This window comes from Blautia sp. RTP21359st1_E11_RTP21359_211015 (assembly GCF_040910705.1).
Classification (GTDB): domain Bacteria; phylum Bacillota; class Clostridia; order Lachnospirales; family Lachnospiraceae; genus Blautia_A; species Blautia_A fusiformis.
This window is the reverse complement of the sequence record NZ_JBDGAB010000047.1, coordinates 13,600-29,109: the sequence shown is the minus strand read 5'-3', so window position 1 is coordinate 29,109 and position 15,510 is coordinate 13,600. Positions and strand designations below refer to the sequence as shown.

Sequence of the window (15,510 nt, the reverse complement as noted above, 5' to 3'; positions counted from 1 at the left end):
CTTTAAATGTAAAGAAATTTTCGAGAATCGTATGTGTTTCACTGTTTAGTTATCAAGGTTTGTTGTGTCTGTCTCTCGGACAGCTTGTTCATTTTATCTCATTCTCAACTGCTTGTCAAGAACTTTTTTTAATTTTTTTGAAGTATTTAGTCTTCAAAAAAATCAAAACGGAGAAGGAGGGATTTGAACCCTCGCGCCGCGTTAACGACCTACTCCCTTTCCAGGGGAGCCCCTTCGGCCAGCTTGGGTACTTCTCCAAATTGCCCTACTTACTAAGTAGTTCCGATATTTATCTCTGCCGTTCTCAGCGACAGGTGATATTATATCTCGTATCTTTTATGTTGTCAAGTACTTTTTTAACTTTTTTAAAAAGTTTTTATTCTGTATTTGACAAACGGAGAGAGTGGGATTCGAACCCACGCGCCCTTGCGGACAAACGGTTTTCAAGACCGCCTCGTTATGACCACTTCGATATCTCTCCATATAATGTTTTTCAACATTTTTTGTGCTGTTTTGTCAGCGCATGTTGTATTCTATCATCAAATATCTCCCCTGTCAATAACAAATTTGATATTTTTTTCAAAAAATTGGACATATAGCTTCAATTTCTGCTATATGTCCATATTTACCGGGATTTTCACCCTGTTCTACTCTCTGTTCTACTCTCTATTCTACTCTCTGTTTTCCTTCAAAAATGCCTCCGCAACCACCAGATCTTCCGGTGTTGTGATCTTGATATTGCGATAAGAACCTTCTGAAAAGCGGATCTTCACCCCGGTCTCATGTTCTGCAACCATGGCATCATCTGTAATTCCTGTCATTTCCTTCTGCCGAATGCTGGTATATGCGCCATAGATCAGTGGGTACTGAAAGATCTGCGGAGTCTGGACGATCCATACACTGCTGCGATCCGGAGTTTCACTGACATTCCCATCCTCATCTGCGATCTTAACTGTATCCTTGGAAGGCATGCCTGTAACACTGGCACCTGTCTGTGCTGCTGCCATAAGTCCTCTTTCAATGATCCCATGATCAATAAATGGTCTGGCACCGTCATGGATCAGCACATACTCTGTGTCTTTACACGCACGAAGTCCTTCATAAACAGAATCGTACCGTTCTTTTCCGCCGGATACTACAGCAGAAATCTTTGTAAAACCATATTTTTCCACGATTTCTTCTTTGCACCAGAAAACATACTCCTCCCCTGTTACCAGGATCACATCCCTGATCAGCGGACTTTCCTGAAAACAGCGCAGAGAATAACAGAGCACCGGCATCCCGTCAAGCTCCATAAACTGCTTCTGTATTTTGCTGTGCATTCTCTTTCCCTGGCCTGCTGCCAGGACAATAGCTGTATTTCTGCACTCTCCCATGATCAATTACCCCGGATTCTTTTATCTTTCGCCAAGCTTCAGGTTCGGAACCGCATTCAGATCCCAGCTGTGGCGTGTTCCCCTGATATATTCATAGTAAGCTGCCACACCGATCATCGCTGCGTTATCCGTACAGAAGATCGGTGACGGACGGTAAAATTTGTATCCACGTTCTGTACATGCTTTTTCCATAGCAGTGCGAAGTGCTCCGTTGGAAGCAACACCTCCTGCAATGGCAACCTTTTTCATACCAAAATCAGCTGCTGCCTGCATGGTATGCTCTACCAGTACGTCAACAACCGCCTTCTGGAAGGATGCCGCGATATCTGCACGGTTTACTTCCTCACCTTTCATTTTTGCCCCGTTTAAATAATTAAGAACTGCGGACTTCACGCCGCTGAAGCTGAAATCATATGGATTTTCACCGATTTTTGCACGTGGAAACTCGATAGCGTCCGGATTTCCTTCCTTTGCCAGCTTATCGATCTTCGGTCCTCCCGGATATCCCAGCCCAATGGCACGTGCAACCTTATCAAATGCCTCACCTGCCGCATCGTCTCTGGTTCGGCCCAGGATCTCAAACTGGCCATAGTCCTTCACAATAACAAGATGGGTGTGTCCACCGGATACAATGGCACAGAGAAACGGCGGTTCCAGATCCGGATGCTCAATATAATTGGCAGAAACATGGCCTTCTATATGATGCACGCCTACCAGTGGCAGGTTTCTTGCATAGGCAATGGCCTTGGCTTCTGCCACACCTACAAGAAGTGCACCGACAAGCCCCGGTCCATAGGTTACACCGATAGCATCAATATCATCCAGAGTGACATTTGCCTCGTCCAGCGCTTCCTGGATGACCTGGTTGATCCTTTCTATATGATTTCTGGAGGCGATCTCCGGTACAACACCTCCGTACAGTTTATGGATCTCGATCTGTGAGGAAATCACGTTTGATAAGACAGTCCTTCCGTTTTTTACAACGGAGGCTGCCGTTTCATCACAGGAGCTCTCAATACCAAGAATTAATGTATCTTTCATTTTTTTCAGTCCTCTTCAAAATTCAGTTCCACACTCTTCCCGTCTTTTCCCGGCCATGCCTTCGGAAAGATCTCACGTACTGTATCCATGTAATCATCCGGACGTACCAGAGAAGGGCTGTAATGGGTCAGCCACATTTCCCCCACTTCCGCATCACGGGCAAGAGTGGCCGCTTCACGAAACGTCATGTGTTTGTAGCCTTTTGCCTTTTCGATCTTGTCATCTTCACCGTACATTCCCTCACAGATAAAAAGATCGGAATCTTTTGCATTACGTAAAATAGACTCTGTCGGTCTGGTATCTGTGGTATAGGTAAGCTTGATCCCTTTTCTTGGCGGACCAAGCACCATATCCGGTGTGTAGATCCTTCCTTCATCCTCCACAGTCTGTCCCTTCTGCAGCGGATTCCAGAATTTCAGCGGGATCTCATGTGCACTGGCACTGTCAGGAGAAAATTTTCCCTGGCGCAGGATCTCAAGGGTATATCCGTAGCAGGTAACATTATGGTTCACCCGAAATGCAGTGATCCGGTACCCATTCAGTTCCAGAACTTCCTCCGGTTTCGTGATCTCGATAAATTTAATTTCAAAGGGCAGCTCCGGTGCGATCACACGAAGTGCGCTTACCACACGTTCCAGTCCTCTTGGGCCTACCAGAGTCAGCGGTTCTGTGCGGTCTGCATTTCCCATAGTCAAAAGAAGTCCCGGAAGTCCGCTGATATGATCCCCATGATAATGGGTAAAACAGATCACATCAATAGGCTTGAAGCTCCAGCCCTTTTCTTTAATGGCCACCTGGGTGCCTTCCCCGCAATCGATCATCAGACTGCTGCCGTTATAACGGGTCATCAGTGCGGTGAGCCATCTGCGTGGCAGCGGCATCATTCCTCCGCAGCCAAGTAAACAAACATCTAACATATTTTTCCTCTTTTCCTGTTCTGTGGCAAAGTTTAGCATACTTATCCCGTACAGACAAGTACCTCTCCCGGGTAAGCCTATTCAGAAACTGCGGTGCGTGTCATAAGAACAGCATCCTCTGTGGGATCTGTATAGTATCCCTTTCGCAGGCCATCCCGCACAAATCCCTGACGTTCATAAAGCCGGATCGCAGTCTCATTTCCTGCCCGGACCTCCAGATGGATCATGGTGATCCCACGCTCTTCTGCCAGACGGATCATACTTTCCATAAGGAAATTTCCGATTCCCTCTCTCTGACGGTCTCTGCGGACAGCCACATTGGTCACATCCCCCTCATCCAGCACCGTAAGAAGACCACAATATCCCAGGATCCGGCCCTTTTCTTCCACAACAAGAAACATCCCATTCTCTTTCATAAGAAATGTCAGAAATCCCTCTTTTGTCCAGGGGACTGAAAAAAGTTCCTCTTCGATCTCCATAACCTGATCCAGATCATCCACAAGCATTTCTCTTAAGATCATGCGTTTTCCCCTTCTGATCCTTTTTTCAGTTTCTGGGCACGCTCCCGCTCAGCCTGTGAAACACGGAGATAATCCGGTTTGTGCTCAGCCGCTGTCTCGGTTCTGCCTTCTTTATAATAAAGGACACCAAGTGCACCTACAGCACCTGCTCTCTGTCTGGAAAGATGGGCCGGTGCAAAAGAAAACGGTACAGTAAGCTTATCTGCGATGATATCTTTAAATACCGGGACTCCGTCTCCGAGGAATGTTACGGCTTCTCCCATCTCATTCAGCATGGAAAGAAGCTCCTCAATTCCCACTGCCATCTGATCCTTTACCGTCATGAGCCTGTGATCCTCGTAACGATAGATTCCCGTATAAACCTGCTTTCTTCTGGCATCCATGATCGGACAGATCAGTCCGTTTACATCATAGATATTATAGGCCAGTGCCTCCACAGTCGGAATCCCGACCAGTGGTTTGTCAAGGGCAAGTCCAAGTCCCTTGGCTGTGGCAGAGCCAATACGGAGTCCGGTAAAAGAGCCCGGTCCCTTGGCTACCGCAATAGCGTCAATCGTCTTCAGATCCAGCTCTGTCATCTTCACGATCTCATCCAGCATGGGAAGAAGCGTCTGGGAATGTGTTTTCTTATAATTAACTGTATATTCCGCTACCAGTGTATCGTCCTCCACAACGGCTACGGATGCCACGATTCCGGAACTGTCCAGTGCCAAAACTCTCATTCTGTCTTTTCTCCTCTCTCCTCAATGGTGATCTTTCTGTATTCAAAGCCCCTCTCAAGATCTTTTTCAATGGTAACTTCGATCCTTTTTTCCGGCAGGATCTCCTCAATGAGTTCCGCCCATTCGATCAGACAGATTCCCTGCCCGAAAAAATAATCATCGTATCCGATCTCTTCCATTTCTTCCAGATCCCCGATACGATATACATCAAAATGATAAAATGGCAGACGTCCGTCTTCATATTCCTGGATAATGGTAAACGTAGGGCTGTTTACAGGTTCTGTAATTCCAAGACCTGCTGCCACTCCCTGTGTGAACACGGTTTTTCCAACTCCCAGATCGCCTGTCAGTGTGTAGATCTGTCCCGGCTTCGCATTCATTCCGATCGTCCTTCCGACCTCGAATGTTTCCTCAGGATCATGCGTTTCTATGACCATATTTTCCACCTTTTTCTTGCACAATTATTCTTTGCATATTATAATAGAGCGAACAGCGAAATACAATACTTTTTGAAAAGGAGTGCGAAAACTATGGCAAATCCTATCGTTACCATCACAATGGATAATGGCGATGTAATGAAAGCGGAATTATATCCGGAAGTTGCCCCGAACACAGTAAATAACTTCATCAGCCTTGTAAAAAAAGGCTTTTATGACGGCCTGATCTTCCACCGTGTCATCAACGGCTTTATGATCCAGGGCGGATGCCCGGACGGAACCGGTATGGGTGGCCCGGGATACAGCATCAAGGGTGAGTTCTCCCAGAACCGTTTCAAAAACGACCTGAAGCATACACCAGGTGTTCTCTCCATGGCAAGAGCCATGAATCCGAACTCTGCCGGAAGCCAGTTCTTTATCATGCACAAGGCTGCTCCGCATCTTGACGGTAGCTATGCTGCATTCGGTCAGATCATTGAGGGCATGGATGTTGTTAATGCGATCGCAGAAACAGACACGGACTACAGTGACCGTCCTCTTGACGAACAGAAGATCAGCTCCATGACTGTTGATACCTTTGGTGTGGATTATCCGGAACCGGAGAAATGCTAACAGGCATAATTTTCTGAAATAAAAAAGCCCCGCGAAGAGCAGACTGTAACGCAGATCATCTGCCCTCTTCCCGGGGTATTTTTATACTGACATTCTCTTTTCTTTTACTTTTCGAAGGTCTTCACTTCTCCGTTTACTTTCGCAAAATACAGTTCTGCATCCTTCTCAAGTCCGGCTCTTCCGTTTGTTCCTTCTGTGATCGCCTTCTTCACCTCTTCGACCTGATCATCCGGCACAAGAAGCTTCAGGACAACCTTGTCGGTATATTCGGAATCCAGGATCGGCAAACTTCTTTCTCCTGCGATATACTGGATCTTTCCGATCCCTGTATAATCCGTCGTCACTTGAAGAGAGATCCCATGATGCTTCTCAATGACGGTACTTGCCGCCAGTCCTGCCTGGACTGCACCGGAATATGCCCGCACAAGCCCTCCTGTCCCAAGAAGGACACCTCCAAAATATCTGGTCACCACAATGGCCGCATTATAGATCCCGGCTCCCAGAAGCACATCCAGCATAGGCCTTCCGGCTGTTCCGGATGGTTCTCCGTCATCACTGCAGCGGGTGGCTTCCCGGTTCATCCCTACGGAATATACATAGCAGTTATGACGTGCATCCCAGTATTTTTTTTTCATTTCTTCGATAAAGGCAAGGGCCTCTTCTTCTGTTTCCACAGGACGGACGGTTGCGATGAAACGGGATTTTTTTTCCACAAGTTCGCCTTCGCCGCCTTCGTATATGGTTTTATAATGTTCCAGCATGGTTTACGCCTCCGTTATCTATATCCAACCCTCTGTTTCAGGCAGAGTTTTCTTTATTGTATAATAATTATCTTCATTGCACAATGTATAAGATATCATGAATTGTGAAATTTTTTTTAAGGCTTTATTTGGCATCTCATATTTGTTATAATGAAACGGATTATAAAGGAGGAATATTATGAACTACGGAAAAAGATCCACTTCCAAGAAGCGGAATGCTCTGATCTCCCGTACTTCCATGCTGGAAAAAAGAGCACATGTTTCGTTTATCCGGGTTTTATTTACAGCTCTGATCGCAGTCTGCGTCATGGTTGTCTGCCTTGGTATCGGCTCCTTCCGGGGCGTGATCGCCGGAGCACCTGACGTCAACGATGTGGATATTTCACCTCTCGGATATGCAACCTTCCTGTATGATGACCAGGGAACACAGATCCGACAGCTTTCAGCCCCTACATCCAACCGTCTTCCGGTCTCCCTGGACCAGATCCCGGTCAGTCTGCAGCATGCAGTGGTAGCCATTGAGGATGAGCGTTTTTATGAACATAACGGTATTGATGTCCGCGGTATCGCACGTGCCGGAATGAAGGCGATCACCACCGGTAACTTTTCCGAGGGTGCCAGTACCATCACACAGCAGCTTCTGAAGAATAATGTTTTCACTGACTGGACCAACGAATCCACACAGTTGGAACGTTTCACACGTAAGTTCCAGGAGCAGTACCTTGCTGTACAGATTGAAAAAAAATATGACAAAAATGTGATTCTTGAGAATTACCTGAATACCATTAACCTGGGTGCAGGTTCCTACGGTGTACAGGCCGCTTCCAAAAAATACTTTAACAAAGACGTATGGGATCTAAACCTTTCTGAATGTGCCACCCTTGCCGGCATCACGCAGAACCCTACCAAATTCAATCCGATCACCAATCCAAAAGCAAACTCCAAGAGACGGAAGGAAGTCCTGGATCACATGCTGGATCAGAATTACATCTCACAGGATGAATATAATGCCGCATTGAATGATGACGTTTATTCCCGTATCCAGGCCGCACAGCTTGAGAACACCGAAGAAGAAAGTACTGTTTACACGTATTTCGAAGATGAGGTTACCAATCAGGTCATCAGCGACCTGATGAACATTAAAGGATATACCAAGACACAGGCTACCAATCTTCTTTACAGCGGTGGTCTGAAGATCATGACAACCCTGGATTCCAACATGCAGCAGATCCTTGATGAGGAATATGCGAACCCTGATAACTATCCGGCCAATGTTCAGTATGAACTGGATTATGCGCTGACTGTACAAAGCCCGGATGGAAAACAGACAAACTACAGCAAAGAAATGCTGCAGCTGTATTTCCGCGATCAGGATCCAGAATTTGATCTTCTCTTTGATTCTCCTGAGGAAGGTCAGCAGTATGTGGATCAGTACAAGGCCAACATCCTGGCAGACGGAAGCACCGTAGTATCTGAGCGTGTAAACTTTGCGCCACAGCCACAGTCTTCCATGACTGTCATTGACCAGCATACCGGTTACGTAAAAGCCCTGATCGGAGGCCGTGGTGAAAAAACAGCCAGCCTGACTCTGAACCGTGCCACTGATACGACCAGACAGCCTGGTTCTACCTTTAAGATCGTTTCCACCTATGCACCGGCGCTGAACGAAAAAGGCGATACACTTGCTACAACCTTTATGGATGAGCCTTACGAATACCCGGACGGATCTCCTGTCAACAACGCCTCAAGAAGCTACGGCGGCGAGACCACCATCCGCAAAGCGATCCAGAATTCCATCAACGTTGTAGCTGTTAAATGCCTAGAGCAGGTTACCCCGGCTCTCGGCCTTAAATATCTGGATGATTTCGGTTTCACCACACTAGCTCACGGAACTGAGGCAGATAAAGATGCCAACGGAAATATCTGGAGTGACGCCAACCTGGCTACTGCTCTTGGCGGTATCACCAAAGGTGTCAAGAACGTGGAACTTTGTGCTGCATATGCAGCCATTGCTAATGGCGGGAACTATATCAAACCGATCTATTATACACAGATCCTTGATCATGACGGAAATGTTCTGATCGAGAACTCCTCCGTTTCCAGATCTGTGATCAAAGACAGTACCGCTTATCTTCTTACAAGCGCCATGGAAGACGTTGTAAAAAAAGGTACCGGTACCGCCTGCCAGCTGGATAATATGACTGTAGCCGGAAAAACAGGTACTACAGAGGACTACAATGACCTGTGGTTCGTAGGCTACACACCGTACTACACCTGTGCAGTATGGTCCGGCTATGACAACAACGAAAAAATTCCGGAAGATGCCCGTAACTTCCACAAAAACCTCTGGAAAAAGGTTATGACCCGTATCCACGAGGGCCTGGAGGACAGAGATTTCGATATGCCTTCCAGTGTGGAAAAAGCCAGTGTCTGCGCAGAGACCGGTCTTCTTCCCAGATCCGGATGCCCGACTATCACAGAGTATTTTGATATCTCCAGTCTTCCCACCGAATACTGTGATCAGCATTTCTACGGCAGCAGCGATTACGATGAAGAGGACTATTATAATAACGAAGATACGGACGCCGATACCGATGCAGCAGCTGAAGCGATTCCAAGCGCAGCTCCGGACAGTACTGACAGCACCGACACTGACAATACTGACACTTCTGATGACGGTTCCGATAATACCGGTGATGATACTGACAATTCCGGAACCGACGACAACACCGGTGGTGATGACGGCAGCAATGATACCGGTGGCGATGACGGCAGCTATGACACCGGCGAAGATCCGGTAGAATATTATGAATGATCTCCATTATAGGTATCTTTCATAAACAACATATAAAAAAGTGGTTTCCTGAAATATGGAAACCACTTTTTTTACTTTTAATAACTTCTTACTGTCTCGCAGTTTATCAGTTCAGGCAAGTCCCACCCACCGCTTATTACTTTTCGCATTTGAAGCAGGGGACTTCCCTGGTTCGGTTAAAGTACCATCTTGGCTGCACCGTAGATTCCTGCATCATTGCCAAGTGTCGCGATCACGATAGGAGTATCCTTGCAGGATTCAAAAGCATACTCTCTGTAATATTTCCGGATACAGTCAATAAGCGGCTGTCCGGCCTTGGAAACTCCTCCGCCGATAACAATGGTCTCCGGATCTGTCACACAGCAAATAATGGCAAGAGCACCACCCAGCTGCTCTCCGACCTTTTCCATGGTTGCTACAGCTACCGGATCATTCTCCTTAAATGCGTCCAGAACTGCTTTTGCTGAAATCTCTCCGGCATCTCTGAGAACACTGTTCTCACCGGAAGCTGCAAGCTCTTTTTTTGCCATGCGGACAATTCCGGTCGCAGAAGCATACTGTTCCAGACAGCCCCTGTTTCCGCAGTTGCAGGATTCTGTTTCATGATGATCCACATTGGCATGTCCGATCTCACCGCCAGCTCCGTGATGTCCGGTCACGATCTTTCCATCAACAATGATACCACCGCCTACACCTGTTCCAAGTGTGACCATGATCACATCGGAGGAGCCTGCTGCAGCACCCTTCCATGCCTCTCCCAATGCCGCTACATTGGCGTCATTTCCGGCTTCCGCATGAAGACCTGTAAGTTCTTCCATCTCTCCCACAACGTTCTTATATCCCCAGAAGAGATTTACTGCACGTGATACTTCGCCTTTGGAGTTTACCGGTCCCGGAACACCGATTCCGACGCCTTCCACCTCCTCTTTGGAGATACCCTTTTCTTCCATCTTGGCATTTACTGCTGCTGCCACATCAGGAAGGATCTGATCTCCATTGTTTTCTTTACGGGTTGGAATCTCCCATTTCTCAACAAGAGTACCATCCGTGCGGAAAAGTCCGCATTTTACAGTTGTTCCACCTACATCGATTCCAAAACAATATGTTCCCATTTCTTACCCTCTCTTATTCTTCGTCATCCGGATTTTCTCTTTTTTTCGCAAGATTTGCCTGTACACGCTTGTACAGAGCCTCTGCCGCATTGTATCCCATCTTCTTCTGTCTGTGGTTGACAGCCGCTGCCTCAACGATGATCGCCAGGTTACGGCCCGGACGGATCGGAAGAGAATGGCATACTACCTTATTTCCAAGGTACTCTGTATACTCCTCATGTAGTCCAAGACGATCGTATTCCTTGTCTCTGTCCCACTCCTCAAGCTTGATCACAAGATCGATGGACTGGGTATCCTTAACACTCTCAACACCGAACAGTGTTTTTACGTCGATGATACCGATACCACGAAGTTCGATAAAGTGACGTGTGATATCCGGCGCAGATCCCACCAGTGTTACGTCACTGACCTTACGGATCTCAACAACATCATCACTGACAAGACGATGACCTCTCTTGATCAGCTCCAGGGCTGCCTCGCTCTTACCGATACCACTCTCACCTGTGATCAGGATTCCCTCGCCGTAAACATCAACCAACACACCATGAATAGAAATACATGGTGCAAGCTGCACGCCCAGCCAGCGGATGATCTCTGCCATGAAGCTGGATGTTGTTCTTTCTGTCACGAATGTCGGAACATTATATTTAACAGCCAGATCGATCATGTCCTGAGACGGACGGGTCATGGTACTGAAAATAACACAGGGGATCTTGCTGGAAATGAAACGTTCATATTTAAAACGTCTCTCCTCCTCATTAAGCTGCATCAGATACGTATACTCTACATATCCAATGATCTGAACTCGTTCATTGGCAAAATGCTCCAGATATCCGGTAAGCTGAAGCGCAGGTCTGTTGATCTCCGCAGTCTTGATCACGATGCCTGACAGGTCGATCTCCGGAGTCAGATTATTAAGCTCCAGTTCCTGTACCATCTTTGTCAACTGTACACCCTTCATACTTTTGTCTCCTTTTCGCTGAAAGTTTGCATTCTCACTGCCGTTTTACCGAGGCGTGAGACACCTTATCTTTAATTATACACAATCACTGCTGAAACTGCAATGCAGCATCAGGATTTATGAAAAAATTCATAGACCTGACGGGCGCTTCTGGCATTCATGCTCTCTGTCTGTGCCAGTTCTTCCTCCGATGCATCCCGGATATTTTCCACAGATTTAAATTTACGCAGAAGAGCTTTCCTCCTGGTATCACCGATCCCCGGGATATCATCCAGGATAGAATGGACCTGTTCCCTGCTCCTGAGGGAACGATGGTATTCAATGGCAAACCGGTGGGCTTCATCCTGGATCCTGGTGATCAGGCGGAAGCCTTCGCCGGATGTGTCAATAGGAATCTCCACATTGTTGAAATACAGGCCTCTCGTCCGATGATGATCGTCCTTGACCATACCGCAGACCGGGATGTTTATCCCAAGCTCATTCAGCACCTTCAGAGCGATATTTACCTGCCCTCTTCCACCATCCATCAGAATCAGATCCGGAAGCCTTGCAAAGCTGTCAAATTCTCCGTTACTCTCATGAGTGAACCTTCGGGTCAGAACCTCTTCCATGCTAGCATAATCGTTGGGTCCCTGTACCCATTTGATCTTGAACTTACGGTAATCACTGCGTTTGGGACGGCCTTTTTCATAAACCACCATGGATCCCACAGACTCAAAGCCACTGATATTTGAAATATCATAGGCTTCCATGCGCACCACATTTTTCAAGCCCAGCCATTCTTCCACCTCATGAACAGCTCCAATAGTTCGTCCTTCCTCCCGCCTGATCCGTTCTCTGTCCTTGGCAAGTACCATACGGGCATTTTCCAGGGCAAGTTCTACCAGTTTTTCCTTGGTTCCCTTCTTCGGGACCCGGATGTGTACCTTCTGCTTTCTCCTTCCTGACAGCCACTCCTCGATGATATCTGCATCTTCGATCTCACTCTGGAGCATGATCTCAGATGGAATAAATGGCGTTCCCGCATAAAACTGTTTCAGAAAGCTTGAAAGGACCTGCGCCTTTGTATCACCTTTTGCCACACGGAGATAAAAATGATCTCTGCCGATCAGCCTGCCATCCCGGATAAAAAACACCTGGACAACCGCATCCTGATCCCTGAGGTCTTCACTGTCATCCATGGCTACTGCAATGATGTCTCTGTCTTCCTGCCCGTAGCCGGTGATCTTCTGCCGTTCCCCGATCTTCCGGATACTGCTGATCAGGTCCCGGTATTCCATAGCATCTTCGTAGCGCATTTCCTCCGAAGCTTTCTGCATTTTTTCCATCAGCTCACTAATGGCGTCCTGAAAATCTCCATTCAGAAATTTGATCACCTTATTGATATTCTTCCGGTATTCTTCCTGGCTGACATATCCCTGGCAGGGTGCCTTGCACTGCTTCATATGATAGTACAGACAGGGCCGGTCCTTTCCGGTATCTCTCGGAAGACTGCGGTTGCAGGAGCGTACCTGATACAGCTTCCGCACTAGTTCGATCACGTCCTTTACTGCTCCGCCGCTTGTATAGGGGCCAAAATATCTTGCCTTGTCCTTTTTCATTCTCCTGGCAAAAAGCACTCTCGGGTATGGCTCATGAACTGTCACCTTAATAAACGGATAGCTCTTGTCATCTTTGAGCATGGTATTATATTTCGGACGATGTTCCTTGATAAGATTACACTCCAGCACAAGGGCTTCCAGCTCCGAATCCGTAATAATGTACTCAAATCTGGTAATATGTGTAACCATCCGTTCAATCTTGGCACCTTTATTACGACTGCTCTGGAAATACTGGCGCACACGATTCTTCAGACTGATGGCTTTTCCCACATAGATGATCTCGTCTTTCTCGCCATGCATGATATAAACTCCCGGTTTTGCCGGAAGCTTCTTTAATTCTTCCTCGATTATGAACATACTTTATTCTCCTGTTTTACTATTACAGTAATAAGAAAACCGGGATTTCTCCCGGTTTTCTTATGATCTGTTTTATGCCTGTGATCCCGGCTTTTCTTCTGTTTCTGCATGATCACTATCTGTTGTCTGAGCAGATTCTTCTGTTTTCTCCGGTGCCTGCATATCCTCTGTCAGTTCCTGTCCGGATATCTCCGGTCTGAACTGAACCGATTCTGTACTTTTTGCAGCCTCGTTATTTTCCGCGATCATTTCAATATCCTGTTTATTGGACACTTCTTTTTCATCCTCGGAAAGTACCAGATCATCCAGATTCTCCGGGATATCCAGGCCCTGCTGAACTGCACGGAGGATCTTCATGAACTCTTTACCTGTAATGGTTTCCTTGCGGATCAGATATTCCGCGATCTTATCCATCTCTGTTCTGTGACTTCCAAGGATCCTCTTGGCTTCCTCATAGGAATGGTGGAGAAGCTTCATCACCTCATGATCGATCTCTGTTGCGGTATCATCACCACAGTTTAAAACTGCTCTTCCGCTGAGATACTGGTTCTCCTGTGTGGCAAGTCCCATCAGTCCGAACTTCTCAGACATACCATACTGTGTGATCATGGCTCTGGCCACCTTGGTAGCCTGCTCAATATCATTGGCAGCACCTGTAGTGACTGTGTCAAAAACGATCTCCTCTGCAGCACGTCCGCCAAGATAGCCTACCAGCATAGCTTCCAATTCTTTCTTGGTGTTGAGATATTTTTCTTCCTCAGGTACCTGCATAACATAACCCAGTGCTCCCATGGTACGGGGTACGATGGTGATCTTCTGTACAGGCTCCGCATCCTTCTGGAGTGCATTTACCAGTGCGTGTCCGACTTCATGGTAGGATACGATCCGGCGTTCCTGTTTGCTTAAGATACGGTCCTTCTTCTCTTTTCCCACCAGAACTACTTCTACGGATTCTTCCAGGTCCTTCTGTGATACAGCTTTACGTCCCTTCTTGACTGCAAGGATCGCAGCCTCATTGATCATATTGGCAAGATCAGAGCCTACCGCACCGGAAGTTGCAAGTGCAATAGCTTCAAAATCAACGGTGTCATCCAGAAGTACGTTCTTGGCATGTACCTTCAGTATATCCACCCTTCCTTTAAGATCCGGTCTGTCAACGATCACACGTCTGTCAAAACGTCCCGGACGGAGAAGAGCCGGATCAAGAACCTCCGGTCTGTTTGTCGCAGCAAGGATCAGAAGTCCCTTGGATGTATCAAAGCCATCCATCTCCGCAAGCAGCTGGTTCAATGTCTGCTCACGCTCATCATTTCCGCCGCCATAGCGGGAATCACGGCTTTTACCAATGGCATCGATCTCATCGATAAATACGATACACGGAGCATTCTTCTTGGCTTCCTCGAAAAGGTCACGGACACGTGAGGCACCCACGCCCACAAACATCTCCACAAATTCCGAGCCGGAAAGAGAGAAGAACGGTACCTGCGCTTCACCTGCAACTGCCTTGGCAAGTAATGTCTTACCGGTTCCCGGAGGGCCTACAAGAAGTGCGCCCTTAGGCAGCTTGGCTCCGATGGCTGTGTATTTTCCGGGGTTGTGAAGAAAATCCACAACTTCCTGGAGAGATTCCTTGGCTTCATCCTGACCTGCCACATCCTTAAAGGAAACGCCCGTTTCCTGCTGCACATATGCCTTGGCTTTGCTCTTACCTACGCCCATGCCCATGATCCCGCCGCCTTTGTTCATGCGGCGCATGGAGAACATCAGAAGTCCGAACAGAAGCAGTGTCGGCAGAACCACGCTCAGGATCATTGCAACAAATTCACCAAAAACATCCGGCGGATCGGTCTCAAACTTGATTCCCTTTCCTTCCAGTCTCTTGGTAAGTGCTGTACTGTCTTCGGTCTTCGTGGTGTAATAGCTCATATCCTCGTACTTGGAATTCTTTTTCTTGGGTACGATCGTCAATGTACTGGACTGGATCGTTACTTCCTTAACCTGGTCCTTATCCACCATATCGATAAATTTATCATAGGAGATCTCACTGCTGTTATCCTTCAGCATATTGGTAAACAACGCGAAGCACACCAATGTGACCAGGAGGCATATCAGAAAAGCCAGAATCGACTGATGATTTTTACCTGATCCCTGCCTAGGATCTTTGTTGTCAGGTCGCTTCCCGTCCTGATCATTATTCAGTTGATTATTCATTTTTTTCCTCCTCTTGTCATTTCTTTATTATAAAGAGAAAAACCATATAAATCAACTGCGAGATTA

13 protein-coding genes and 2 tRNA genes are annotated in these 15,510 nt (G+C 47.1%); 2 read left to right on the top strand and 13 right to left on the bottom strand.

Annotated elements, in window-relative coordinates; translation table 11 throughout:
* Positions 1-168: 168 nt before the first annotated feature.
* The 8 genes from AB5026_RS14415 to tsaE form a co-directional block, all read right to left on the bottom strand.
* Positions 169-257, bottom strand: a tRNA-Ser gene (locus tag AB5026_RS14415).
* A 138-nt stretch (positions 258-395) separates the two neighbouring features.
* A tRNA-Ser gene (locus tag AB5026_RS14410) sits at positions 396-481 on the bottom strand.
* A 190-nt stretch (positions 482-671) separates the two neighbouring features.
* A complete protein-coding gene (gene ispD / locus AB5026_RS14405; protein WP_059086829.1) occupies positions 672-1,376 on the bottom strand; it encodes a 2-C-methyl-D-erythritol 4-phosphate cytidylyltransferase in 705 nt (234 codons plus the stop codon).
* A gap of 21 nt (positions 1,377-1,397) precedes the next feature.
* Positions 1,398-2,417 carry a tRNA (adenosine(37)-N6)-threonylcarbamoyltransferase complex transferase subunit TsaD gene (gene tsaD / locus AB5026_RS14400; protein WP_015525918.1) on the bottom strand — a complete coding sequence of 340 codons (1,020 nt, stop codon included), beginning with the start codon at positions 2,415-2,417 and terminating at the stop codon, positions 1,398-1,400.
* 5 nt (positions 2,418-2,422) lie between these two features.
* A complete protein-coding gene (locus tag AB5026_RS14395) occupies positions 2,423-3,334 on the bottom strand; it encodes a ribonuclease Z (RefSeq protein ID WP_118752818.1) in 912 nt (303 codons plus the stop codon).
* 77 nt (positions 3,335-3,411) lie between these two features.
* Complete coding sequence (gene rimI, locus AB5026_RS14390; RefSeq protein WP_015525920.1) at positions 3,412-3,855, bottom strand: ribosomal protein S18-alanine N-acetyltransferase; 444 nt, start codon at positions 3,853-3,855, stop codon at positions 3,412-3,414.
* On the bottom strand, positions 3,852-4,577 hold the full coding sequence (tsaB, locus tag AB5026_RS14385) for a tRNA (adenosine(37)-N6)-threonylcarbamoyltransferase complex dimerization subunit type 1 TsaB (RefSeq protein WP_178817873.1): 726 nt from the start codon (positions 4,575-4,577) through the stop codon (positions 3,852-3,854). The genes rimI and tsaB overlap by 4 nt, the downstream gene beginning before the upstream one ends.
* Positions 4,574-5,014, bottom strand: coding sequence for a tRNA (adenosine(37)-N6)-threonylcarbamoyltransferase complex ATPase subunit type 1 TsaE (gene tsaE / locus AB5026_RS14380; RefSeq protein WP_178817871.1), 441 nt, complete (start codon positions 5,012-5,014; stop codon positions 4,574-4,576). Before tsaE ends, tsaB begins: the two co-directional genes overlap by 4 nt.
* A 93-nt stretch (positions 5,015-5,107) precedes the next feature.
* On the opposite strand from tsaE, the gene AB5026_RS14375 reads away from it, so the two are divergent.
* On the top strand, positions 5,108-5,626 hold the full coding sequence (locus AB5026_RS14375; RefSeq protein WP_021651510.1) for a peptidylprolyl isomerase: 519 nt from the start codon (positions 5,108-5,110) through the stop codon (positions 5,624-5,626).
* Positions 5,627-5,730: 104 nt separating this feature from the next.
* On the opposite strand, the gene AB5026_RS14370 is transcribed toward AB5026_RS14375, so the two are convergent.
* A complete protein-coding gene (locus AB5026_RS14370; RefSeq protein WP_022426677.1) occupies positions 5,731-6,387 on the bottom strand; it encodes a YigZ family protein in 657 nt (218 codons plus the stop codon).
* A 178-nt stretch (positions 6,388-6,565) separates the two neighbouring features.
* Here AB5026_RS14370 and AB5026_RS14365 point away from each other — a divergent pair, with 178 nt between their 5' ends.
* Complete coding sequence (locus AB5026_RS14365; RefSeq protein ID WP_278635279.1) at positions 6,566-9,202, top strand: transglycosylase domain-containing protein; 2,637 nt, start codon at positions 6,566-6,568, stop codon at positions 9,200-9,202.
* 176 nt (positions 9,203-9,378) lie between these two features.
* Here AB5026_RS14365 and AB5026_RS14360 read toward each other — a convergent pair whose 3' ends face one another.
* The 4 genes from AB5026_RS14360 to ftsH all read right to left on the bottom strand — a co-directional run bounded on the left by AB5026_RS14360 (position 9,379) and on the right by ftsH (position 15,444).
* The gene (locus tag AB5026_RS14360) at positions 9,379-10,314 is read right to left on the bottom strand and encodes an ROK family glucokinase (protein ID WP_022426675.1); all 936 of its coding nucleotides are present in this window, start codon (positions 10,312-10,314) and stop codon (positions 9,379-9,381) included.
* A 13-nt stretch (positions 10,315-10,327) separates the two neighbouring features.
* The gene (gene hprK / locus AB5026_RS14355) at positions 10,328-11,275 is read right to left on the bottom strand and encodes an HPr(Ser) kinase/phosphatase (protein ID WP_021651515.1); all 948 of its coding nucleotides are present in this window, start codon (positions 11,273-11,275) and stop codon (positions 10,328-10,330) included.
* Between the two features lie 110 nt (positions 11,276-11,385).
* Positions 11,386-13,233 carry an excinuclease ABC subunit UvrC gene (gene uvrC, locus AB5026_RS14350; RefSeq protein WP_278635280.1) on the bottom strand — a complete coding sequence of 616 codons (1,848 nt, stop codon included), beginning with the start codon at positions 13,231-13,233 and terminating at the stop codon, positions 11,386-11,388.
* A 72-nt stretch (positions 13,234-13,305) separates the two neighbouring features.
* The gene (ftsH, locus tag AB5026_RS14345; protein WP_021651517.1) at positions 13,306-15,444 is read right to left on the bottom strand and encodes an ATP-dependent zinc metalloprotease FtsH; all 2,139 of its coding nucleotides are present in this window, start codon (positions 15,442-15,444) and stop codon (positions 13,306-13,308) included.
* Positions 15,445-15,510 lie beyond the last annotated feature (66 nt).

What these genes read in the sequence shown, in the direction of transcription:
- ispD (WP_059086829.1), bottom strand. Translation starts at nt 1,376, where the DNA reads ATGGGAGAGTGCAGAAATACAGCTATTGTCCTGGCAGCAGGCCAGGGA.
- tsaD (WP_015525918.1), bottom strand. Translation starts at nt 2,417, where the DNA reads ATGAAAGATACATTAATTCTTGGTATTGAGAGCTCCTGTGATGAAACG.
- AB5026_RS14395 (WP_118752818.1), bottom strand. Translation starts at nt 3,334, where the DNA reads ATGTTAGATGTTTGTTTACTTGGCTGCGGAGGAATGATGCCGCTGCCA.
- rimI (WP_015525920.1), bottom strand. Translation starts at nt 3,855, where the DNA reads ATGATCTTAAGAGAAATGCTTGTGGATGATCTGGATCAGGTTATGGAG.
- tsaB (WP_178817873.1), bottom strand. Translation starts at nt 4,577, where the DNA reads ATGAGAGTTTTGGCACTGGACAGTTCCGGAATCGTGGCATCCGTAGCC.
- tsaE (WP_178817871.1), bottom strand. Translation starts at nt 5,014, where the DNA reads ATGGTCATAGAAACGCATGATCCTGAGGAAACATTCGAGGTCGGAAGG.
- AB5026_RS14375 (WP_021651510.1), top strand. Translation starts at nt 5,108, where the DNA reads ATGGCAAATCCTATCGTTACCATCACAATGGATAATGGCGATGTAATG.
- AB5026_RS14370 (WP_022426677.1), bottom strand. Translation starts at nt 6,387, where the DNA reads ATGCTGGAACATTATAAAACCATATACGAAGGCGGCGAAGGCGAACTT.
- AB5026_RS14365 (WP_278635279.1), top strand. Translation starts at nt 6,566, where the DNA reads ATGAACTACGGAAAAAGATCCACTTCCAAGAAGCGGAATGCTCTGATC.
- AB5026_RS14360 (WP_022426675.1), bottom strand. Translation starts at nt 10,314, where the DNA reads ATGGGAACATATTGTTTTGGAATCGATGTAGGTGGAACAACTGTAAAA.
- hprK (WP_021651515.1), bottom strand. Translation starts at nt 11,275, where the DNA reads ATGAAGGGTGTACAGTTGACAAAGATGGTACAGGAACTGGAGCTTAAT.
- uvrC (WP_278635280.1), bottom strand. Translation starts at nt 13,233, where the DNA reads ATGTTCATAATCGAGGAAGAATTAAAGAAGCTTCCGGCAAAACCGGGA.
- ftsH (WP_021651517.1), bottom strand. Translation starts at nt 15,444, where the DNA reads ATGAATAATCAACTGAATAATGATCAGGACGGGAAGCGACCTGACAAC.